15 protein-coding genes and 1 pseudogene are annotated in these 23846 nt (G+C 59.0%); 11 read left to right on the top strand and 5 right to left on the bottom strand.

Features of this window, described 5'->3' with window-relative positions; translation table 11 throughout:
* Nucleotides 1-78: 78 nt before the first annotated feature.
* Entirely contained in the window at nt 79-2214 is a 2136-nt protein-coding gene (locus GRI41_RS00900; protein WP_160602775.1) for a TonB-dependent receptor, read from the top strand.
* Nucleotides 2215-2222: 8 nt separating this feature from the next.
* On the opposite strand, the gene GRI41_RS00895 is transcribed toward GRI41_RS00900, so the two are convergent.
* Nucleotides 2223-2765 carry a (2Fe-2S)-binding protein gene (locus tag GRI41_RS00895; RefSeq protein ID WP_160604560.1) on the bottom strand — a complete coding sequence of 181 codons (543 nt, stop codon included), beginning with the start codon at nt 2763-2765 and terminating at the stop codon, nt 2223-2225.
* Nucleotides 2766-2885: 120 nt separating this feature from the next.
* Between GRI41_RS00895 and GRI41_RS00890 the strand changes: the two genes are divergently transcribed.
* The 9 genes from GRI41_RS00890 to GRI41_RS00850 all read left to right on the top strand — a co-directional run bounded on the left by GRI41_RS00890 (nt 2886) and on the right by GRI41_RS00850 (nt 16339).
* Complete coding sequence (locus GRI41_RS00890; protein ID WP_160602774.1) at nt 2886-4220, top strand: MATE family efflux transporter; 1335 nt, start codon at nt 2886-2888, stop codon at nt 4218-4220.
* A 90-nt stretch (nt 4221-4310) separates the two neighbouring features.
* Complete coding sequence (locus GRI41_RS00885; protein ID WP_235901015.1) at nt 4311-6707, top strand: chemotaxis protein CheA; 2397 nt, start codon at nt 4311-4313, stop codon at nt 6705-6707.
* Nucleotides 6704-7135 carry a chemotaxis protein CheW gene (locus GRI41_RS00880; protein ID WP_160602773.1) on the top strand — a complete coding sequence of 144 codons (432 nt, stop codon included), beginning with the start codon at nt 6704-6706 and terminating at the stop codon, nt 7133-7135. The genes GRI41_RS00885 and GRI41_RS00880 overlap by 4 nt, the downstream gene beginning before the upstream one ends.
* Nucleotides 7136-7198: 63 nt before the next feature.
* On the top strand, nt 7199-7564 hold the full coding sequence (locus GRI41_RS00875) for a response regulator (protein ID WP_160602772.1): 366 nt from the start codon (nt 7199-7201) through the stop codon (nt 7562-7564).
* 10 nt (nt 7565-7574) lie between these two features.
* Nucleotides 7575-8678: a chemotaxis-specific protein-glutamate methyltransferase CheB gene (gene cheB / locus GRI41_RS00870; RefSeq protein WP_235901014.1), complete on the top strand. Its 1104-nt coding sequence runs from the start codon at nt 7575-7577 to the stop codon at nt 8676-8678.
* Nucleotides 8669-9538, top strand: a complete 870-nt coding sequence (locus GRI41_RS00865; RefSeq protein ID WP_160602771.1) for a CheR family methyltransferase — start codon at nt 8669-8671, stop codon at nt 9536-9538. Before cheB ends, GRI41_RS00865 begins: the two co-directional genes overlap by 10 nt.
* A gap of 111 nt (nt 9539-9649) precedes the next feature.
* Nucleotides 9650-11176 carry a putative bifunctional diguanylate cyclase/phosphodiesterase gene (locus tag GRI41_RS00860; RefSeq protein WP_235901013.1) on the top strand — a complete coding sequence of 509 codons (1527 nt, stop codon included), beginning with the start codon at nt 9650-9652 and terminating at the stop codon, nt 11174-11176.
* Nucleotides 11173-12975: a methyl-accepting chemotaxis protein gene (locus GRI41_RS00855; RefSeq protein WP_235901012.1), complete on the top strand. Its 1803-nt coding sequence runs from the start codon at nt 11173-11175 to the stop codon at nt 12973-12975. The genes GRI41_RS00860 and GRI41_RS00855 overlap by 4 nt, the downstream gene beginning before the upstream one ends.
* Before the next feature lie 94 nt (nt 12976-13069).
* Complete coding sequence (locus GRI41_RS00850) at nt 13070-16339, top strand: amidohydrolase family protein (protein ID WP_160602770.1); 3270 nt, start codon at nt 13070-13072, stop codon at nt 16337-16339.
* On the opposite strand, the gene GRI41_RS00845 is transcribed toward GRI41_RS00850, so the two are convergent.
* The 4 genes and pseudogenes from GRI41_RS00845 to GRI41_RS00830 all read right to left on the bottom strand — a co-directional run bounded on the left by GRI41_RS00845 (nt 16324) and on the right by GRI41_RS00830 (nt 22710).
* Nucleotides 16324-17337 (bottom strand): DUF2891 domain-containing protein, encoded by a 1014-nt coding sequence (locus GRI41_RS00845; protein WP_160602769.1) that lies wholly within the window; start codon nt 17335-17337, stop codon nt 16324-16326. The two genes, GRI41_RS00850 and GRI41_RS00845, sit on opposite strands and share 16 nt — an antisense overlap.
* The gene (locus GRI41_RS00840; protein ID WP_160604555.1) at nt 17328-18290 is read right to left on the bottom strand and encodes a DUF979 domain-containing protein; all 963 of its coding nucleotides are present in this window, start codon (nt 18288-18290) and stop codon (nt 17328-17330) included. The genes GRI41_RS00845 and GRI41_RS00840 overlap by 10 nt, the downstream gene beginning before the upstream one ends.
* Nucleotides 18291-18442: 152 nt before the next feature.
* Nucleotides 18443-19108 (bottom strand): annotated as a pseudogene (locus GRI41_RS00835) (DUF969 domain-containing protein); the annotation flags it as partial.
* Nucleotides 19105-22710, bottom strand: a complete 3606-nt coding sequence (locus GRI41_RS00830) for a hydantoinase B/oxoprolinase family protein (RefSeq protein WP_160604554.1) — start codon at nt 22708-22710, stop codon at nt 19105-19107. The pseudogene GRI41_RS00835 and the gene GRI41_RS00830, both read right to left, overlap by 4 nt.
* A gap of 147 nt (nt 22711-22857) precedes the next feature.
* On the opposite strand from GRI41_RS00830, the gene GRI41_RS00825 reads away from it, so the two are divergent.
* Complete coding sequence (locus tag GRI41_RS00825) at nt 22858-23763, top strand: LysR family transcriptional regulator (protein WP_160602767.1); 906 nt, start codon at nt 22858-22860, stop codon at nt 23761-23763.
* The last annotated feature ends 83 nt before the right edge of the window (nt 23764-23846 follow it).

Genomic DNA, 23846 nt, shown 5'->3' with positions numbered 1-23846 from the left:
AGATTGAAGGTTGCTACTGCAAGTTATTCTCAATAGCAGGCGCGCTGTTACCGCGAATCATTTGCATTAAGGATTGATATGTCTTCTTACTCGCTGCGCGCCGCTCTTTTCCTTGGCGCGGCATTCACTTTCACTGGCACATTCACCGGTCAAGCCGCTCTGGCGCAGGAGACCGAAGACACGGCAAATGATGCCGATATCGTCGTCAGCGGCAAAGTGCTTTATGTCGATCAGGTAAACGCGGTAAAAACCCCGACCCCGATCATCGATGTGCCGCAAAGCCTATCGATCACCACCGAAGAAGAAATCCGCGATCGCGGATTTTCCAGCATCGGCCAGATCATCGATTACACCCCGGGCGTGAATACCTCGCAAGGCGAAGGCCACCGCGATTCGGTGGTGTTCCGCGGCGTGCGCTCCACCGCCGATTTCTTCATCGACGGCGTGCGCGACGACGTTCAATATTACCGCCCGCTCTACAATCTGCAGCAGGTTGAAATCCTGCGCGGCCCCAATGCGCTGCTGTTCGGCCGCGGCGGCACCGGTGGGATCCTTAACCGCGTCACCAAGAAAGGCGTGGTGGGCGAAAACTTCACCGGATTCCAGGCCAGCGTCGATACATTCGGGGCGTTTTCCGGCCAAGTTGATCTCAACCTGTCCGCCAGCGACAATGCCGCATTCCGTATCAATGCGATGTACGAGAGCCTCGATAATCACCGCGACTTTTATGATGGCGAGCGGATCGGCATCAACCCAACCGCGCGCATCCTGCTGGGCAGCGATACAACGCTCGACCTGTCTTATGAATATCTCGATCACCAGCGCTTTATCGATCGCGGCATCCCGACCGGATCGGATGGCAGCCCGGTCGAAGCGTTTCAGGATATCGTCTTCGCCGACCCAGAGCTCAACACGACCGAGCTGGAAGCCCATCTGCTGCGCGCCAAATTGCAGCATAATCTTTCGGACAGCGTCAAAGCCAATATCAGCGCCGCCTATGGCGATTACGACAAGCTCTACCAGAACTTTTACGTGTCCGGTTACAACCAGGCAGCCACACCCGATCGGGTTACGCTTGACGGATATCTTGACACAACCCAGCGGCAGAACCTGACTCTGGCAGGCAATCTGATCGCCGATTTCGCGACCGGCGGCATCGGGCACACGCTGATCGTTGGCGGTGAATATATCAACACATCATCCGATCAGGACCGGTACAATTCGTTCTGGTCGGCCACTCTAGACGACAACGAGATTTTCCTTGCGAACCGCCCGCTCGCGCTGAACGGCGGCATCGGAACCAATGCCTCGGGCCTGCCAACCTCCAATGATTTCACCGTCGATATCGCCGATGATACGCGCGTCAGCATCGATGTGTTTTCGGCCTATATCCAGGACGAGATCGAACTGGCCGACTGGCTCAACGTGGTCCTCGGCGCGCGTTTCGACAGCTTTGACATTACCGTGAACAATGTCGTCGCCAACGAAGTCCGGACCCGCAAGGACGAGGAAATTTCGCCGCGGCTCGGCCTGATCATCAAGCCGCAAGAAAATGTCTCGATCTATGGCAGCTACAGCGAAAGCTTCCTGCCCCGCAGCGGCGAACAATATGCCAATATCAATGGCAACAACAGCGCGCTCGATCCCGATACATTCTCCAGCCTCGAAGCCGGTGTGAAGTGGGATATCGACCCGCGCCTCAGCCTGACCGCTGCGGTGTTCCAGATCGAGCAAAGTTCTCCGCAAGTTGACGACAATGATGCGTCGCAACTGGTTGTCGTGGATTCAAAGATCCAAGGGTTTGAAGTGCAGCTGCAAGGTGCATTGTCAGACTTCTGGTCAGTCTCTGCGGGCTACAGCTTCCTTGATGGCGAACAAGTGGATCAGGCCGGCCCCACCGGGCTGCGTCCGCGCGAATTGCCCGACAGCACTTTGGCAGTGTGGAACAAGTTCCAGATCACCGATCGCTTCGGCTTCGGTGCCGGTTTCACTTATCAATCGGAGAGCTTCATCGACAATGGCAACAACGCCACTCTGCCCGAATATATCCGGATTGATGCGGCGGCGTTTTACGAATTGAGCGACAATCTGCGGCTGCAGGTTAATGTCGAGAACCTCACCGACACGCTCTATTTCCCCAATGCGCATTCAACGCATCAGGTAACCGTTGGCGCGCCGATCAATGCGCGCTTTTCGATCAGCGGACGTTTCTAACGGATCCGTTATTCATCGGGCGCACGCAGCGCCGGAACTTCCTCAGCCGCATCCTCCGCACTGATACCCGGTGCGGGGGCTGCGCTGATGGTTTCGCGTCGGCGGGTCACCCGCCCCGCCCGCTCGATCGCGCGGACCAGCCGCGGATAGACCCCGCAGCGGCACAGATTGGGAATCGCCTGTTCGATGTCTTCCCTGCTGGGATCGGCATTCTTGGCGATCAGCGCAGCGCCCGCCATCGCGATACCCGGCGTGCAAAAGCCGCACTGGATCGCCTGTTCTGCCACCAATGCTTGCTGGACCGGGTGCGAACGATCGCGCGAAAGACCTTCGATCGTGGTGATAAAGCGGCCTTCCGCCTCGGCGATGGTGATCAGGCAGCTGCGCAGAGCCTCCCCGTCAATTATCACCATGCATGCGCCGCAATCACCCACGCCGCAGCCATATTTGGTGCCGGTCAGATTGGCGGCATCGCGCAGCGCCCATAGCAGCGGGGTGTCGGGTTCCATGTCGAACTCGACCGGCTGTTCATTGACCGTCATCCGCGGCATGTAATCCAAGCTCCCCGTCACTGCGCCTTATGGCGCGTCCGCTATCATGGGCAGGAAGCGCAGCACAAGCAACGGGAAATCGCTTTCCCGTTTCCGTTCGCGGCGCTAGGGGTTCTCGCAATGAGCGGGGCAGCAAAATTAACGCGCGGCGATATTCGCGGGCACCTCGTCACCCAAACCACACCTATGATCATTGGCGTCGCCGCGATGATGTCGGTCGGCCTGGTTGACGCCTATTTCATCGGACAGCTTGGCAGCGCCGAACTGGCGGCCATTTCCTTCATCTTCCCGATCAGCATCGCGCTGACCAGTCTGGGCATCGGCGTGATGGTCGGGATCAATTCGGTTGTTTCGCGCGCGCTTGGCGCGGAAGACACCGAAGTCGCCGCAATCCGTGCCAATATCGGCATTGCGTTCGCGCTGGCATTGGGCGCGGTGATGGCTGTGGCGCTTTACGCTTTGCTCGATCCGCTGTTCACATTGATGCAAGCGGATGAGGAAATGCTTCCGATAATCCGGCGCTATATGCAGCCCTATGCGCTGGGCTTTCCGCTGTTGCTGCTGATGATGGGCGTGAATGGCGTGATGCGCGGCCAGGGCGAGGCGCGCAAAACATCTTATGTTTCGATCTTCTATTCGGCAGTGAACTGGGTGCTCGACCCTATTCTGATCACCGGCGCGTTCGGCTTCGAAGGGTTTGGCATCGCCGGCGCGGCCTATGCGACCAATGCCGGTTGGGCGCTGGCGATCATTCTGGCGCTGTTCCTGCTCAAGGGGACGAGCCTGCCCTTCAACCCGTCAAAAATCGAAAAAGCGCACGTTGCACCCTCGTTAAAAGCCTTGGCGTCGGTGGGCGTGCCCGCCGGATTTTCCAACGCGATCAACCCGATCGGCCTTTCGGTGTTGACCGCTCTGATCGCCACACAGGGACAGGATGCGGTTGCCGGATTTGGCGCGGCCGGGCGCGTCCAGTCATTCGCCATCGTCCCGCTGCTGGCACTGTCAGGAGCCATCGGGTCGATTGTGGGCCAGAATTGGGGCGCGCAGAAATTTGATCGGGCGCGTCAGGCAATGCGCTGGGCCGGCGGATTTTCGATAATCTACGGACTGGTCATTGCGGTGGTGCTGGTCAGCGCGAGCGATAGCTTTGCCGACCTGTTTACCAATGACCCCAAGGTGATCGACGAATTTGCCCGCTATCTGGCCATTGCCGCGTGGGGCTATGCCGGGTTCGGATTGTTGATCGTCAGCAACGGCGCGTTGAATTCGGTTGGCAAAGCCGGCTGGGCGCTGACGCAGAGCTTTGTCCGCGTGTTTCTGGTGATGATGCCGGTGGCATGGTTTCTGCGCAATTCGTGGGGTTCCGATGCGGTCTATAGCGCAGAACTCGCCGCCAATGTCATTGGCGGGCTTGTCGCGATCATCATAATCTGGCGCGTTCTCGATCGAGACTAAATTTCACAGCCCGCCGGACAAGTGCCGCGCGGTTACAAATCATTAACCATCATGGCCCATAGGTTTCGGGAGCTTTCTTAGGGGCATGGGATGATGGATGATCTGCTGGAAGATTTCGTCGCAGAAACGCGCGAAATGCTCGAAGCAATCGAGGGCGAGCTAGTCGCGTGGGAGGCGCAGCCGACTGATCGTGCGCGCCTCGACCATATTTTCCGTTTCGTTCACACCGTCAAAGGCAATTGCGGCTTTTTCGACTTCCCCCGGCTCGAAGCGCTCAGCCATGCTGCCGAAAGCGCGCTGGCAGAAGTGCGTTCTGACCGCCGCCATCCCGACAGCCGCCTTGTTTCTGCCATTCTCGCCATAATCGACCGTATCACATTGATTGTGGGTGCCATCGAAGCTGGCAAGGAAATGCCCGAGGGTGACGATGAATTCCTGATCGCAGCGCTCGAAGCCGATGCGATCGATGTGGGCGAAACCGTTGCAATGCAGGCCGCGCAACGGGTTAGCCAAAGCACCGAAAATGCACCCGCAGCCCCGCGCTCCATCCGCCTCCCCGTCGAATTGCTCGACCGGGTGATGAGCGGTGTCTCCGACATGGTGCTGGCACGCAACGACCTCGCGCGGCGGTTGCGCGATGCGGGCAGCGATCCGACGATTGACGGGCCGTTTGACCGGCTTTCGGGCATTCTTGCCGATGTTCGCGAAGCGATCACCAAGATGCGCATGCAGCGGATCGAGCATCTGTTCAACGCAATCCCGCGCTTGGTCCGCGATGTGTCATCGCAGCTCGACAAGCAAGTCATGGTCGATTTCAGCGGCGGCGAGGTCGAGCTTGATCGCGAAATGATCGAAGTCATTCGCGACCCGGTGACGCATTTGATCCGCAATGCGATTGATCACGGCATTGAAAAGCCGTCAGTCCGCCTCGCCGCCGGCAAGCGCGAGATCGGGATGCTGGCGATTTCCGCGCGCCAATCGGGCAACAGAATTATGATAGTCATTTCCGATGACGGCGCCGGGCTTGATACCGCTGCGATTGGCAAGAAGGCAGTCTCTTCCAGCCTGATCAGCCAGGCCGAACTCGACGCGATGTCGCATGATGCGATCACTTCGCTCATTTTCGAACCGGGATTCTCGACCGCGGATCAGGTCAGCGAAATATCGGGCCGCGGCGTCGGAATGGATGTTGTGCGTGCCAATATCGAAAAGATCGGCGGATCGATCAAAGTTTCGTCAAATCCGGGCGAAGGCACGATGTTCTATCTGCAAATTCCGCTAACGCTCAGCATCATTTCCGCACTGACCGTCAGCGTAGCAGGGCAACGTTTCGCAATCCCGCAATCCTATGTCGAAGAGATTGCGCATGGCGCCGCTGGGTGGGTGGATTTTGCTCAGGCCGGCGACACCGACCTTGTGACATTTCGCGGAAGCCGCATTCCGTGCCTGACGCTGAACAATATTCTCGGCGTCAATCCGCGCGCTGCGGGTTCCGACCAGCGGCTTGTTTTGCTCAAGCTGGGCAAGGATGACCTGTTCGCGATCTCGGTCGACAAGATTCACGATCAGGAAGATCTTGTTATCAAGCCGCTGGCCCCCGCGGTCATGCAAAGCGGCATCTATGCAGGGACAACTTTGCTGGATGATGGCAGCCCGGTGTTGATGCTCGACATCCCTTCGATCGGGGCGCAGCACGGATTGGTAAGCGATGCACGCCAACGCCCGGCGCAATCGGCCCCGTCAGAACCCGAAATCACTGACAAACCCAGCCGGACATTGATGCTGTTTACCGCATTCGACGGCCGGGAACGGGCGATCGGGATGGAGCTGGTCGCGCGGATCGATCAGGTTCCCGGCGAAGCGTTCTCTTTCACCGGCGCGGACGGGCAAGTCGTTATCGACGATACCATTCTTCCGGTTGCGCGTATTGCCGGAGACATGAACGATATGAGCGGCGAGCAGATCAGGGTTCTGCGGCTGTCAGACAGCGATTGCGAGCTCGCTCTGCCGGTATCAGAACTGGGCGAAACAGTCGCGATTACCGACAATCTGACACCGGCAAACAGCGATACAGACATTGAAGGCACCGCTTTGATCGGCGGGAAGCCGGTTCCGGTGATTGACGGATACCAGCTATTCGCGCGCTATGGTCAATCGGGCGTGGCGCCTGCGGACCGTCTTGTCTGCAGGTTGCCACAGGACGATCCATGGGCGTCGCGAATGCTCGCTCCGCTGGTCGCTGCCGCAGGCTACCGTATTGCCCAATCGCACGATAATCATGCCGATGTGACGATTGCCATGGCCGATGATCTTGATCTGTTGTCGACGGCTTTGAGCGGAGAAATAATCACCATCCACAACGATCCTGACCGCACCGGAACGAATGACAATTCCATCTATCGCTATGACCGCAGCGGGCTTGTCAGCGCGCTGCGAGGCGTCAGTGCGGGGCTCGGCAAAGTGCGCAATGCAGGAGGCGGATCATGACCGGATTGCTCGTAATGGTCGACATTGCCGGACGGCGCGCCGCAATTCCGGCAGCCGAAGTAAACTCGGTGATCGAGTTGGAAAAAGTATACCCGATCCCTCGCGCGCCGGATTACGTCACCGGATTAAGCGCAATGCGCAGCCAATCGCTGACGGTGGTGGACTGCCGCAAAGCGCTTGGCCTGCAAGGCGAAAGCGACGCCGCCGAACGCGCGCCGGTGGTCGACATTGACGGCCATCTGTACGCTTTGTTGGTCGACGCAGTCGATGACGTTGCCGAAGCGCAATCGGAAATCACCGCTGTGGCCGGCGGATTTGGCAAGAATTGGCAGCGTGTTGCGCATGGCATGGTCGAAACCGCAGACGGGCCGGCACTGGTCATCGATGTGCGCTGCCTGATTGAAGGACCACCTGCCGTCGCGGCTTAATCATTTGGTTACCATGACAGCATATGAACCTTGAGTGCAGAAGAATAAGAGGGATCGTCCAATATGAAGAGCTGCTTGATCGTCGATGACTCGCGGGTAATCCGGAAAGTTTCGCGACACATCCTCGAATCGCTCGATTTTGTGGTCGATGAGGCCGAGAATGGGCAAGATGGGCTGGGCAAGTGCCAGGAGGCCATGCCCGACGTGATCCTACTCGACTGGAATATGCCAGTGATGACCGGCATCGAATTCATCGCAAAACTGCGTGAACAGCCGGGCGGCGACAAGCCCAAAGTGGTCTTCTGCACTACTGAAAACGATATCGCGCATATCCGCGAAGCGATCAGCGCCGGTGCCGACGAATATGTGATGAAACCGTTTGATCATGAAACGCTTCAGATCAAACTCCAGCTGGTTGGCATGGCCTAAGGCTGCGGCCATGGGCAGCGAAACCAAGATATCCAAATCAGCACAGCCGCCTTCTATAGGCCGATTGCGCCCCACACGCGTGATGGTTGTCGATGACAGCCTGACAGTGCGCACGGCGTTGACCCGGCTGATCGCCGATCAGCCTGATCTCGAAATCGTCGGCAAGAAAAGCAGCGCGGAATTGGCGCTGCAGGCGCTGAAAAAGACACCTGCAGACGTGGTTCTGCTCGATCTCGAAATGCCGGGAATGGGCGGGTTGAAGGCATTGCCGGACATCCTCGCAACGCAAAACAATGTGCAAGTGCTGGTTGTATCGACGCTTGCCGAAGAAGGCGCCGAACCCACTCTCAAGGCCCTCTCCATGGGCGCCGCGGATACAATGCCCAAACCCCGCTCTGGCGGGTTTGATACGGAGTACCGCGAAACGCTTCTGGCCAAGATCCGCATATTGGGGCGCAAGAGCAATGCTGTTGCTGCCGCCTTGGAAGGCGCGCAGATAACGCGCCCGAAGAAGGTCAGGCAAGACAAGGTTCCGCAATTGCTGGCGATTGGCGCATCGACCGGCGGTATCCACGCGCTGTGTTCGCTGCTGCAGGCGCTGCCAAAAGAATTCCACTTACCAATACTGGTGACGCAGCATTTGCCCGAATCTTTCATGACGGTGTTCGCGCGCCAGATCGAAACCGCATCCTCGCGCAAGGCGTTCATTGCCGCAGACGACATGCGGATCGAGCGGAACAATATCTACATTGCGCCGGGGCACGGCCATCTGAATGTGATTGCCGCGGCGGGCGGGTTCAAATGCAACATTTCAAACGAGTCCATGCCCAGCGGATGCACCCCTTCGGTTGATCCGATGCTGGCTTCGGCTTCGTCGGCAACAGATGGTCACGCGATCGGCGTGATCCTGTCCGGGATGGGCCGTGACGGATCGCTTGGCGCGGCAGAGCTGGTCGAAAACGGCGGGGCAATTTTCGCGCAGGACCAGGAAAGCTCTGCAGTCTGGGGAATGCCCCGCGCCGTTGCCGAACGCGGCCTTGCCTCAGCGCTTCTGCCACCGATCGAACTGGCCGACCGGGTCATGTCTAGCTTGGGCGCATCGCCATGGAAGTAAGCGACATTTCCTACCGGATTATCGCCGATCTGCTTCGTGCGCGGACCGGGCAACAGCTGTCCGAAAGCCGCAGGTGGCGGATCGGAACGGCGCTTTCGGGCGTGTTCAGGGATCGCGGCATTTCCAATCTGGACCAGCTTGTTTGCATGCTGGCCGAACACAATGCGGATGACCTTGCGCAGGACGTTGTCGAAGCTTTGCTCAACAACGAAACCTATTTCTACCGCGACCGGATCATGTTCGAGCTGCTATCGCAGCGCGTGCTCCCCGATCTGGCGAAAAAGCGCGCGGACACAAAGCGCCTCTCGATCTGGTCTGCAGGCTGTTCCACCGGGCAGGAAGCCCTCTCGCTCGCGATGCTGTTTGCGGACAATCCCAGCCTTTGGAAGGGCTGGAAAATCGATATACTTGGCACGGATATTTCGGAGAAAGCGATCCGCCTCGCGCGGCGGGGCATCTATTCGCAATTCGAAGTACAGCGCGGTCTGGGTGTGGCCCAGATGCTGACCCATTTTAGCGAAACCAGCGAAGGCTGGGTGCCCTCGCCTGATTTGCGGGACATGATCGTCTTCAAACCCGCCAACATTTTGGAACCGATCGCCAGCATCAAACGGTTCGATCTGGTGCTGTGCCGCAATGTCTTGCTCTATTTTGACAGCCCTTTGCGCACCCGTGCGTTCAACCGGATTGCCGGCGCGATGCACAATGACGGGTGGCTGATGCTGGGTTCAGGCGAAACCACCGTCGGTCATTCGGACAGGTTCCTCTCTGTCGAGGGGCATCAGGGGCTTTTCGTGCCTCGGCTTGGTGCAAAAAACCAGTCCGAACTCGGGCAATTAAACCGTCGCTCCGGATCCTAGAAAAGTCGGGCGCAGAAAATCGTAAAATAAACCCGAAATTAACCAGACTTTAGTGTCGAGTGGTTAACTCCGGAGCCCAATGTCGCTGATGCGGCAATTTTGGGGGTATTGATGCAAGTTTCGTGGCGAAAATTTGGCTCTGCGCCGCGCATGCTGGTGGTGGCACCGCTTGCGGGCCTGACCGCCATATTTGTTGCGGTCATGGCGGTGATCGCGGCCAGCGGCACAACAACATCACCTACCCTGATCGTCGCCGGATTGCTCAGCTATCTGGTCGTTGCCGCGCTGCTCGGCTGGTTCGGTGTGAATATCGTTTCACAGCTGGAAAAGCTGGGGCTGACCGACAGTTTGAGCACTTTGCCCAATCGGCGCGCACTGCAGGCGGAAATTCGCAAGCTCAAAGAGAACAAGACCGCGCTGGCTGTGGCGCTGATAGATCTCGACGGGTTCAAAATGGTCAACGATCTGTATGGCCACGCCGTTGGTGATGCGCTGATCAAAAGCATTTCGGAAACATTGCGCGAAGTGTGCGGCAAGGAAGCCAAATGCTTCCGCCTCGGCGGAGACGAGTTTGCAATCTACATGGCCGGACCTTTGGCCGGGACCATCCTTGAGGGGATTTGCCGCAAGTTGCTGGGTCGGTTTGGACAGCCCATCGCCATTGACGAACGCCGGATTGCCATTGGCGCCAGCGTTGGCTTGTCCGAAACAGACGGAAAAGATGGTCTGGGCGCATCAGAACTTCTGCGCCGCGCCGATGTCGCGATGTATGTTTCCAAGCGCGGCGGAAAAATGCGCTGCACCTGGTTCAAAGGCGAATTTGACCGCAATATCGAAGCCATCCGTGACATGGATGAAGAGCTTCGCCGCGCGCTGCAAGAAGGCGAGTTTGTCGTAAGATACCAGCCGCTGGTTGATGCCAAGTCGCGCGAGATTGTCGCGGTTGAATCGCTGATCCGGTGGGAACGCCCCGACGGAAAGCAAATCTCACCCACGACTTTTATTCCGGTGGCCGAGGAATCGGGCCTGATCAACGCGATCGGGCTTTTTGTCCTCCGTCAGGCTTGCAGCGATGCAATAGCCTGGGACGGGATAAAACTGTCAGTCAACATTTCCGCCGCCCAGTTGCGCAATCCGGAATTTCCGATCCAGCTGGGGCAAATTCTTGAAGAAACGGGATTCGAGCCGACTTTGCTCGAGCTAGAGATTACCGAGACCTGCCTGGTTCTCGATCCGGTTATTGCCGAACGAAGCCTTGATCTGATCCGCGGGTTCGGCGTCAACATCGCGCTGGATGATTTTGGCACCGGTTACGCCTCTATCGGTTTTCTCCGACAGTTCCGCTTTGAAAAGCTCAAACTGGACAGGTCGTTGGTGGTCGATTCCGCTGAAGACGAGTCGATGCGGGCGATGATGCTGTCGAGCATTTCGATGGCCCAGGCGCTCAAAATGGACGTGACTGCGGAAGGTGTCGAGACCGAGGCCCAGGCCGATCTCGTCCGTTCCGCCGGGTGTGACCAAATACAGGGCTGGCTTTATTTCAAAGCGATGCCGGCCGAAGACGTGACGCGGCACCTGGCCGCGCCGGACCCGCTCAAGAAAGCGGCTGCAATTTCAATCCAAAGGAAAGTGTCATGAGCGCTGTGGCAACACATCCCACTCAAGCCATTGAAACGGGCAAACGCCAACGCGAAAACCCGTTTTTGCGCCTGCGCGATTGGTTCCAGGACCAGTCCATCCCGCGCAAGCTCAGGGCTGTATTCGGGACTTTTCTGGTCGTTCTCACCATCACAGTAGCTGTGCTCGGCGTGGGAATGATCGACGTCTATTACCGCTACCAGCAGACCGAAGCGCTCAATGACGCAACCATCGAAGCTGCCAATTTGCGCAGCCAGATTGGCGAAATTCGCTATGTGGCGGCGGTTCACACCGTGTCATTCGGCGCATCGTCAATCGACCAATTGTCGCAAAATATGGCGGATGCAAAGAACAGCATCGCGACTATCAAGACAAAGGTCTCCGGCACCAATCCCGAATTCATACCAGCCGCCAATGCGCTGGACACCCAGCTTGCCGACTATGACAAAGCTTTCGACCGGACCATGGCTAGCGTCGCACGCGACAGCGACGGCCCCGAAGCGCGGGAAAATGCGACGGAATTGAAAGCGATCGGTGACGAATTCTACCGGCAAGTCGATAGCTTGCAGACACAGCTGAACAACGAAGTCACAGGCCTGGAAACTACGGGCATGGCGTATTTCATGAATCTGGTAGTAGTGGTGCTGGTCCTCGCGGCGATTGCAGGTGTGATCCTGTTTTTCAGCATGCGTTACTTCCTCAGCGATCTGATCACCCAGATCACCAACATCACGGGATCGATGACCAAGCTCGCGCAAAGCGATGACCAGTTCGAACTCCACGGTGCAGATCGCGGAGACGAAATAGGCGAGATGGTTCGCGCGATGGACGTATTCAAACGCGCAAACGGCATCCTCAAGAAAACCGCAGCCGAACGCGAAGAGCGCGAACAGGCCAAGCAGGAGCAACGCCGGGAACGTGAACAGGAAAAGGCAGAGCAACGCGAGCAGCAGGCGAAGCTGCTGAGGGATCTCGCAGATCGTTTCGAAATGTCGGTTGGCGATATTGTCGGCGGCGTCGCCACGGCATCCTCGCAATTGAAATCAACCGCCGGTTCGATGGCAGCAGCGGCAGACCAGTCCACTGCGCAAAGTTCGATTGTTGTGCGATCGATGGGCGAAGCATCGTCGGGCGTGACCGCAGCAGCGGCAGCGAGCGACGAGTTCGCCATGTCGATTGGCGAAATTAGCCGCCAGGCCGCATCTTCGGCCGAACTGGCGCGCAAGGCATCGGATTCTGCCGAAGAAGCCGATGCCACGATTTCGGCCCTTTCCGATTCAGCCCAGCAGGTCGGCAATATTGTGGAACTGATCCACTCTATCGCCAAACGCACCAATCTCCTCGCGCTCAATGCCTCTATCGAAGCAGCGCGCGGTGGCGAGGCAGGCCGCGGATTTGCGGTTGTCGCGTCCGAAGTCAAAGAACTGGCCGCGCAGACAAGCCGCGCGACAGAGGAAGTGGCCGAGCAAATTCGCGCCATGCAGAGCTCCACCAGCAACAGCGTTTCCGCTTTGCGCACAATCGGCGGCCAGATCCAAGAGCTTGAATCCACTGCGGTTTCGATTGCATCGGCGGTGGATCAGCAATCGGTCGCCGGGCAGGATCTGGCGCGCAGCATCGATCTCGCCGCGCGCAGCAGCGACGAAGTATCATCCAGCATTGTCGGGGTTCGCGAAACCGCGCTGGCGACCGGGGCCGCTGCATCGCAAGTGCTGACATCGGCAACTGCGCTTGAAGATCAGGCCGCAACGCTGCGCACCCAAGTTGGTGATTTCCTGAGGCACGTGCGCGCCGGATAGCTACTCTACAAGCGGTCAAATCGGCCAGACGCACAGCATGGACGCGCCGCCTTCCCGCCCCTAAAACCTGCTCAGCATTTTAGGGGAGCCAATTATGAAAACTGCCAAGTCATTCGGCAAAGTCACCGGCGTGGCATCAGTCCTTGCCGGTCTGCTTTTCGCCACCTCAGCCTACGCGCAAGACGCAGCAGAGGCTCCCGAAGAAGAGCTTGCCGGTGAAGCTGCTGAAACCGGCAAGAAAGGCTGGGACGTTAACGCGCCCGAAGGCGCGACGATCAAGCAGGTCCCGATCAATGTCGATGAAGGCAGCTGGATGGATGTCGATGTCAGCCCCGATGGCGGCAGGATCGCGTTCTCGCTGCTGGGGGACATTTACACGATGCCGATCAGTGGCGGCACCCCCACCCGGATCGCAGAGGGGCTTGCATGGGAAGTGCAACCGCGATGGTCCCCCGACGGCTCGCAAATCGCATTCACTTCCGATCGCGGCGGCGGCGACAATATCTGGGTTATGGATGCGGCGGGCGGCAATGCGAGGCAAGTCACCAAGGAAAGCTTCCGCCTGACAAACCAGCCGACATGGAGCCCCGATGGCCGTTTCATCGCGGCGAAGAAGCATTTCACAACGGGCCGTTCGCTGGGAACCGGCGAAATCTGGCTTTACCACGTATCGGGTGGCGGCGGGGTCAAACTGGTCAAACGGCCCAATGAAAGCCACCAGAAAGAATTGGGCGAGCCGACCTATTCGCCCGATGGCAAAGCAATTTACTACACCCGCAACACGACGCCGGGCGGAACCTTCATTTACGCCCAGGATTCCAACGCGGGCATTTTCGATATCGAGCGGTATGATCTCACCACCGGAGAGATTTCGACCGCCGTATCGGGTTATGGCGGCGCGGTCCGCCCTGCCCCTTCTCCGGATGGAACGAAGATCGCCTTTGTCCGGCGCGAGCAGGACCAATCGCGGCTGTTTGTAAAAGACATCGCATCGGGCCGCGAAACCAAAATCTATGATGATCTGGACAAGGATGTGCAGGAAACCTGGGCGGTTACCGGCGTCTATCCGAACATGGATTGGACACCCGATTCACGCTCCATCATCTTCTGGGCGGGCGGAAAAATTCGCCGGGTAAATGCCGATGGATCAGGCGCCAGCGTCATCCCCTTCAGCATTTCCGACACGCGCGGAGTGGCCGATGCGCCGCATCCTGTAATAGAAGTCGCACCAGATAGTTTCACCACCAGCATCCCCAAATTCGCCAGCGTATCCCCCGATGGCCGGCAAGTGGTGTTTGAAACGCTGGGCAAACTCTACATCAAATCGACAAGCGGCGGCGGCCCGCGCCGCCTGACATCGGGCGGCGGCGATGCCATCGAAGCCTTCCCGAGCTGGTCGCGCGACGGACGCAAGATCGTGTTCGTCCGCTGGACCGATCAGGGACTGGGCTCGATTGTTACCGTGGGTTCAAATGGCAGCGGCGAAACCGCTGTCACCAGCCAACCGGGCCATTATGGCAACCCGGTCTTTTCTCCCGATGGCAGAACCATCGTGTTCGAGAAACGCAGCGGCGGATACCTGACCTCTCCCGAATGGTCAGAAAATACCGGCGTCTATCGCGTTTCGGCGAGCGGCGGCGCGCCTGCTCTGGTTGCGCAGGGCAAAGGATCGCCCCAATTCGGCGAGGCATCGGACCGGCTGTTTATGACCGGCGGAAGCGGTAGCGGCCTGCAACTGGTTTCGACCGATCTCAACGGCGAAGCACAGCGCGTCCATGCGCAAGGCGAAATGGTCAATGCATTCACCGTCTCTCCCGACGGGAAATTCCTCGCATTCCGCGAAAATTACGAAGCTTTCGCAATGCCGCTGATGCCCGGCGGGCAGATGGTTTCGGTCAGCGCGGGCGCCAATGCGCTTCCGGTTGCCAAAGCCAGCAGCGGCGGCGCGGATTATATGGGCTGGTCGAACAATGGCGGGACGCTCAATTGGAGCATGGGGCCCACGCTCTATTCCGCAGCGATCAGCGCAATGTTCCCGAAGGTTCCGGCGCAAGGCGACAATGCCTATAGCCCGCCCCAAAGCGGAATTTCGCTGTCGATGACGCGTAATGCAGCCAAGCCGAGCGGCGCTGTTGTGCTGACCGGCGCGACGCTGCTGACCATGACCGGCGAAGGCGCGGGCAGGATCGAAGGCGGCACCATCGTGATTGAAGGCGACCGGATCACCGCTGTTGGCGGTCCGGATGTCAAACTGGCGATCCCTGCCGGGGCCAAGCAGATTGATATGAGCGGCAAGATCATCATGCCCGGCCTGGTCGATGCCCACGCGCATGGTGCGCAGGGAACCGGCGATCTGGTACCGCAACAAAACTGGGCGCTGGTGCAAAATCTGGCCATGGGGACGACCACGATCCACGATCCCTCTTCATCTGCCAGCCAGATATTTGCCGCGTCGGAACGCCAGCAGGCGGGAACGCTGCTCGCCCCGCGCATTTTCTCTACCGGAGAGATCATTTACGGCGCGAAATCACCCAGTGTTTATGCCGAGATCAACGATTATGAAGATGCGCTCGGCCATGTGAGGCGGATCAAGGCACAAGGCGGTATCTCGGTCAAAAACTACAACCAGCCGCGCCGCGAACAGCGCCAACAGGTCGCGCGTGCCGCAGCGGCGGAAAATATGCTGGTTGTGGCCGAAGGCGGTTCGCTGTTCGGCATGGATATGAATCTGGTCGCAGACGGCAATTCAACCGTTGAGCACAATGTCCCGCTCGACATTTTCTATGATGATGTCGTGCAGGTCTTCAGCCAGAGCCAGACCAATTACACCCCGACACTCACCGTCACCTATGGCGGACTGGGCGGCGATCCCTATTGGCGGCAAGCGCAGGACGTTTGGAAAAACCCGCTGCTGGTTCACACCCCGCCCAAGCGCCTTCTGGCAGACAATGCGCGGCGCACTCTCGCACCCGAATGGGCATTCGTTGATGACGACAATGCGCGCGAGGCAAAGAAGCTCGCCGATGCCGGCGTCAAGGTTTCCATCGGCGCGCATGGCCAGCAGGCCGGTATTGCCGCGCATTGGGAATTGTGGAGCTTTGTACGCGGCGGAATGACCCCGACCGAAGCGCTGCGCGCGGGCACTATTATACCAGCGCAATCGCTGGGAATGGATCGGGACATTGGCAGTATCGAGGCGGGCAAGCTGGCCGATCTGATTGTGCTGTCTGCCGATCCCACTGCCGATATCCAGCACAGCGACGATATCGAGAAAGTCATGCTCGGCGGCAGGCTGTACGATGCGACAACGATGAACGAGGTCGAAACCGGCAACGCGAAACGCCTGCCCTATTGGTGGGAGTGAAGCCCTAAGGACTGGGGGGCGAGCAACGCCAACAAGGCAAAGCTCGCCAACCAGTGTTCACCGGCATAATCGCCTGCGACATGCGGCATTGCGGCGTCGAGATGTGTATGGGCCAAACGCTCGGCCAGTTGGCTATGCTCCGGCGTCGCTTGCCCGACTTCGCGCCAGGCCCATGCGCGGCTGAGATTGAGCCCATCCAGATGCGCGACTTTGCCGTCGCTGCGGTCGCTCACCGTCGCCGGGGTGAACAATGTCGCGGGCCTGCTGTCAGCCAAATCTGGCAAGAAAGCATCGAACCAGTTTGCGAATTCTTCCGGCGGGAGTGACTTTTGCATCAGCATCGCCACGCTGAGAGCAGGTGAGAGAAATTCATCGCCGCCCGGCTCCCACGCCTTACACCCGCGATCTTCTCCGAACCATCGCTTGGCGGCCTCGCGCATAGTGCCCGCAAGGTTCGCATCAAACGCGTCCGCCCATTCCATTGCCAGCGTCAGTGCAAAGGCGCTGTTGAAATGGGTACCGGTCCGGATCGGGTAAGTGAGGATAGAAAGATAGTGTTTGAACCGTGCGGCAAATGCGCGTGCCAGCGGTTCGAGCCGTTCACCCCATGGCTGATCCGCATGCCGCACTGCTTCCAAATGCAGATAGAGCAACCAGCCCCAACCATAGGGGCGCTCAAATCCCGCCGAGCCCGGACGATCGAGATATCGCAGCTCTGCGGCGAGCTTTTCTTCGGTGAACGTGCTTTCGGCCAGTTCTGCAATCTGCGCCGCTTCGGGCATGTCCGGATAGAGACGCCGTAAGGTAAGCAGTGTCCACCAGCCATGCACGCAGCTGTGCCAATCAAAACTGCCGAAGAAACACGGATGCAGCACACGCGGAGGCAACACATCGGCATCATCCGACATCACATGATCGAGCTTGTGCGGGTACTCCTGCGCCACATGACCCAGCGCGATCCGCGCAAAATTGCGCGCAATGTCCCGGGTCAGTTCCATAGCAGGAACGCCCCGACATAGATGATGATCACATTGCACACCCATAACGGGATCGCGGTGCCGATCTGCTGGCGGATCACTCCGTTCTGGTCTTTGAGCTCCAGCAGCGCAGCGGGCACGATGTTAAAATTCGCCGCCATCGGCGTCATCAACGTGCCGCAGAAACCGGCGAGCATCCCGACCGCACCGATCACTGCCGGATCGCCTCCATATCCTTCGACCAAAAGCGGAATGCCAATCGCCGCCGCCATCACCGGGAAGGCGGCAAAGGCATTGCCCATGATCATCGTGAAAAGCGCCATACCGAGCGCGAAGACTATGACGGTGAGGAGCACGCTGCCTTCCGGGATCACCGATCCCGCGATGCCGCCGATTATATCGCCCACACCGGCCAGAGCGAACACCGCTCCGAGAGCCGCGAGCATTTGCGGAAGGATCGCCGCCCAGCCGATTGAATCGAGCAAACGCCGCCCTTCTTCGGCTGCCGCCAATGCGGGTGGTTTAAGCCAAACCATCGCTGCGGCCAGCGCAAAAAGTACGCCAATGCCGAACAGGATCAGCGTCTCTCGACGCTCTTCGAACAGGCCGGTCTCTCCAAACGGCGTGTAATTATAGAGCAGCGTCCCGGCGAGGGCGGTTACCGGTACAATCAGCGCGGGGACGAACAACTTGTTGCCCAGCAAATTGGAGAAATTGAGGCGATCCTCCAATGATGTCGTGTCAGGATTGCTTCGCCCCAATCCGCCCACGCCGGCAATCGCGACCATGGCAAGAACCAATATCCCGTTGCCAAAATCGCTCAGGTGACTGCCGAACAGGAAACTACCCGAAAGCAGTCCCCAAAACGCTGCATTGCCCCAGCGTTTGGTGTTCGATCTGTCGAGAATACTCAGCAGCGACCAAGCGAGGAAGAACAGGCCTGCGAGGATATAGAGCCATTCATAAGTGATCATCATTCCTCTCCTTTGGGAGAGGGGGACCGCGACGCGTCAGCGGCGGGGTGGAGAGGCACGTTCAAACTATCAGACTCTCTACCACCTAAGGTAAACGCTGACGGTGCCCCTCCACCATCCTGCGGATGGTCCCCCTCCCCCGGCGGGGGAGGAATATTCGCCAGCCTGCGATCAAATGCGAGTATGCGGCCCCCATGGATAAAGAACGCACAGATCGCTGTCGGGATCGCCCAAACCGACAATTGCAAAGGCGTGAGCGGATAGCCCGCGCTTTCAAACACGCCCTGGATCAGCAGGATCGACGCGATGGCGAAGAAAATATCCTCGCCGAAGAACAGCCCGACATTGTCTGTCGCTGCCGACATGGCTTTGACCTTCTCGCGCTCGGCATCGGGTAGATCACCATGCGATTTTTCCGCCGCGGCTTCGGCCATCGGCGCGACCAGCGGGCGCACCGCTTGCGGGTGGCCGCCAATGTCCTTCATGCCGATAGCTGCGGTTAATTGCCGGAAGCCGAGATAGACCACCAGCAGCTTGCCCATCGTCGCCCCACGCATGCCTTCGATCAGCCCGCGGGCACGTTGCTGCAGACCGTACCGCTCCAGCAGGCCGATCACCGGCAGAATAATCCACGTAACGCTTATGTAGCGATTGTCGTTAAACGCCTTGCCAAGCGCCTCGATCACCGCGACAAAATCGAGCCCGCCGAGCAGCCCGGTCGCAATCGCCGCAACCACCACCACAAGCAGCGGGTTGAAGCGCAGCGCGAAGCCCACCACAACGATCAATATGCCGGCCAATGGCCAATATTCGCTCATTTCGGTTCCCCCTGAACCTGTCCAAAACCGCCGCCGCCGGGCGTTAGAATTACAAATGTATCGCCCGGCTGCATTTCAGCGGATGCCGTAGCCGAAAGGTCCTCGCGCGAGCCATCAGCGCGCTCAACCCAATTCGCGCCGGCCAGCGCATCACCGCCACCTGCTATTCCGCGCGGTGCAATTGCGCGCCGGTTGGCCAGCATATTGGCGCGCATTGGTTCAAGGAACGTCACCCGCCGCTCCACCCCGTCACCACCCTGATGTGCGCCCTTGCCGCCCGAACCGCTTCGAATGGCGAAGCGATCCAGCCTCACAGGCAGCCGCGTTTCGAGAATTTCGGGATCTGTCAGGCGGCTGTTTGTCATATGCGTTTGCACCGCGCTGGTCCCGTCGTGATCCGGCCCCGCGCCCGATCCTCCCGCGATTGTCTCGTAATATTGGTGCTGGTCATTGCCAAAAGTGAAATTGTTCATCGTGCCTTGCGATGGCGCAAGCTTGCCTGTCGCCGCGAACAATGCGTCGGTCACCGCCTGACTGGTCTCGACATTGCCCGCCACCACCGCTGCCGGATAGGCCGGATTGAGCATCGATCCTTCGGGAACGACCAGTTCAATCGGGCGCAGGCACCCGTCATTCATCGGTATCGCATCGTCAATCAGCGTGCGCACCACATAGAGCGCGGCGGCGCGTGTGATCGAGCGCGGGGCGTTGAAATTGTTGTCCTGCTGATCGCTTGTGCCGGTGAAGTCGAAGACGGCAGATCGCTCTGCGCGATTGATCCGGATTGCGACACGGATTCGCGCGCCATTGTCCATCGGATAGGTGAAGTGCCCATCCTCGAGCCGGTCGAGCAATCGCCGTACTGACTCTTCCGCATTGGCAAGCACATGGCGCATATAGGCAGCGAGCACATCGGCTCCTTGATCCGCTGAAGCGCCCGCCAGCAATTCCGCACCGCGCGTGCACGCTGCAATCTGTGCGCGAAGATCGGAGATATTGCGATCCGGATTGCGCGCGGGCCAATCGCCCGATGCCAGCGCCGCGCGGATTTCGTTTTCGCAAAAGCGCCCTTCATCGAACAGCAGCAGATTGTCGAGCAGCACGCCTTCTTCATCGATATTGCGGCTTTCGGGCGGCATCGATCCGGGCGCGATCCCGCCAATATCGGCATGGTGCCCGCGCGCCGCGACAAAGGCATCGGGCGCGCCGCTATCGTCAGAATAGAACACCGGAACAATGATCGTCACATCGGGCAGATGCGTGCCGCCGCGATAAGGATCGTTGAGTACGTAAGCGTCGCCGCGACGGATGCCGCGACCATCGCGCGCTGCGCCGCCCTCGCAATTCCCGCGCGCTTCCAACACGCGCCGTATCGAATCCGCCATGCTTCCCAGATGCACCGGAATATGCGGCGCATTGGCGATCAGCGAACCCTCCGCATCGAACAGCGCGCATGAGAAATCGAGCCGCTCCTTGATATTCACCGAAGTCGCGGTGGATTGCAGGACAACGCCCATTTCCTCTGCAATCGCCATGAAAAGATTGTTGAAGATCTCCAGCCGGACCGGATCAACATCGGTCCCCTCTGCGCGTTGGCGTTCAAGCGGCGAATGGCGCGTGACGACAAGGCTGAAATCGTCCTGCAGCGCGGCTTGCCAGCCCGGTTCGATGACAATGGTCGATCCCGGATCGATAATCAGAGCAGGCCCCTTTACCGGCTGCCCACGCTCCAACTGGCTGCGATCATAGGCCGGCCAATCACCCTGTGCTGCCAAGCGCGCTTGCTTGGGCTGGTACGCCGCGCTGGCCAATCCGCCTGCGGCCCCGCTCGCTTCTACGCTAAGCCCTTCGACGATGATCTGCCCTTCAGCCTCGGAATAGCCGAAGCGGCGGCGATGCTCGATCCGGAACGCTTCGGCCATCGCGCCGGCATCGGCAAGGTCGAGCGTCAGCGTGCTGTCGCTGCCGGCAAAGCGCAACTTTGCGCGGCGTGCCAAAGAAATTTGGGCATCCTCCAGCCCCTGTTCGCGCATCACCGCCATCACGGCATTTTCCAGTTGACCCAGCTCTGCCTCGATCGGTTCCCCGAGAGGTTTGACGACGCTTGTTTCTCTGATTGCTTTGATAGGCGCGAGACCGATTCCATAGGCAGAGAGCATTCCGGCCAACGGGTGCACCAGCACCGTCTCGATGCCCAATTCGTCGGCCACTTTGCAGGCATGCTGCCCGCCAGCCCCGCCAAAACAGGCCAGGGCATATCGCGTCACATCATAGCCGCGCGCCACGCTGATTTTGCGGATCGCATTGGCCATATTGTCGACCGCGATGGCGAGAAAACCCTCGGCAATTTCCGCCAGCGGCATGTCGCCCTCCAGCGATGCCGCAACTTCCGCCAGCCGATCGCGCGATGCCGCCGGGTCGAGCGGCTCGTCGCCTTGCGGTCCGAAAACCGAAGGAAACAATGCCGGATCGATCCGCCCCAAAAACAGATTGCAATCCGTGACCGTCAGCGGCCCGCCCTTGCGGTAACAGGCAGGCCCCGGATTGGCCCCCGCGCTTTCAGGTCCGACGCGGAATCGTGTCCCGTCAAAACGGCAGATCGAACCGCCACCCGCGGCCACCGTGTGAATCTGCATCATCGGCGCGGCAACGCGTACGCCGGCAACCACACTATCACCGGTCAGTTCATATTCGCCAGCATAATGCGCGACATCGGTCGATGTCCCGCCCATATCGAAACCGATCAGCTTCTCGTAACCCAGCGGTTGCGACGCCGCGACCATACCGACCACCCCGCCTGCGGGACCGGACAATATCGCATCTTTCCCGCGAAAACTGCGTGCTTCGGCAAGCCCGCCATTCGACTGCATGAAGCGAAGCTGCTGCGCCGCCGGCATACGCGCGGCAACCCGATCGACATAACGGCCAAGCACCGGCGACAAATAGGCATCCACCACTGTCGTATCGCCACGCGGGACCAGCTTTATCAGCGGTGACACTTCATGGCTGGCGCTGATCTGGGTAAAGCCCAGTTCGCGGGCAATGCGCGCCAGCTGCGCCTCATGCTCCGGATATTTCCAGCCGTGCATCAGCACGATGGCCAGCGCGGAAATGCCTTGCTTGCGAATCTTGCCGAGCGCTTTGCGCGCCGTGTCCTCATCGAGAGCGGTAAGCACTTGCCCATCAACCCCGACCCGCTCGTTAATCTCGACAATGTCCTGCGCCAATTGCGATGGCAGCACGATATGCCGGGCGAATATTTCCGGCCGGGCTTGCGTGCCGATTCTCAAAGCATCGCCAAATCCGGCGGTAATCGCCAGTGCAACGCGCTCTCCCTTGCGTTCGAGCAATGCATTGGTCGCCACCGTGGTGCCGATGCGCACTTCGCGGATCGCGGCTTCGCCATGCTCTGCCATCAGCCGGGCCACCGCCTCACTCGCCGCATCTTCGTAATGATCGGGATTTTCGGAAAGCAGTTTGTCGGTAACAATCCGCCCGTCGGGCGTGGTGGCGACGACGTCGGTAAAGGTACCCCCGCGATCTATCGCAATGCGCCATTGGCCCTCGGGCTTTTGTTGCGGCGCGGGATCGGCATTGGACATGGCGAGACTATAGGCCCGCCCTTTCGCGCGACAAGCATCGAAAGCCACAATCCCCTGCTTGTCACCTCCCCCACGAATGTCGAGAATCCAACTGATGTTCGGCGCGAGTGGCTTGCCAGCGTCAATCGCGCGATGCACACAGCCCCAATGCGATTGCGGCACATCGAAATTTTCTACCATGTCTATCTCGAAGGATCGATCAGCGGTGCCGCGCGTGTGCTCCACGTCTCGCAGCCTTCGGTCAGCAAGACTTTGCGTCATGCCGAAGACCAGCTGGGCTTCCTCTTGTTCGACAGGATCAAAGGGCGCTTAAGACCAACCCCCGCAGCCGATGAGCTGTTTGTCGAAGTGCACGACATTTACAGCAAGATGGCGTCTTTTGACCGGACCGCACGCAATATTCGCGGGCGCACCGGCGGGCATATCCGTTTGGGCGTTTTGCCTTCGCTCGGCTTTTCGGTTGTGCCAAAATTTATCGCACAGATGCGCGCGCTCAATCGTCATCTCAGCTTTGATGTAAGCACGCTGCATACCGACGATTTCGGGCCCGCTTTGGTGGAGCGACGCCATGATATCTGCCTGGGCTTCGGATATGAGGAAGACAGCCGGATTGCCCAGCATCATATCAACAATGTCGACATGGTTGTCCTGTCGCGTCCGGGCGATCTGCCGGGTAGCGGCGAACAGATATCCATAAACGCACTGCATGAGCGCGAGTTTATTGGCCTGACCGACAGCGGGCCTGCTGCTGCGCTCGCCAATTCTATGATGATTGAAAATGGCATCGAGCCCACCGGCATCGTTACCGCACACACCCACTATGTCGCAGCCGCGCTGGTGCGACTCGGTGTGGGACTAGCCATCGTCGATATGTTTACAGCGCAATCTTCGGCGGCTGACGGGCTCAAAATTTCGCAAATCGAGGAGGGAATGCAACTTCCTTTCGAAGCGATGTATTTGCGCAACAATCAGCAATTGGCACTAATCGAAGAGTGTATTCACGCCCTAGACGCGCTGTTTGGCAATGGACCGATCAACCCCGCGGAAAGCTGAACCATAACGCAAGGCTATGGTTCGGGTCGGACTTTCTAAGGCGTGTCGGTTGCGTTTTCTTTCCCCATCACGTTACAGTTTTG

The sequence above is a fragment of the Pontixanthobacter aquaemixtae genome, assembly GCF_009827395.1.
Classification (GTDB): domain Bacteria; phylum Pseudomonadota; class Alphaproteobacteria; order Sphingomonadales; family Sphingomonadaceae; genus Pontixanthobacter; species Pontixanthobacter aquaemixtae.
This window is presented reverse-complemented; position numbering and strand designations above follow the sequence as displayed.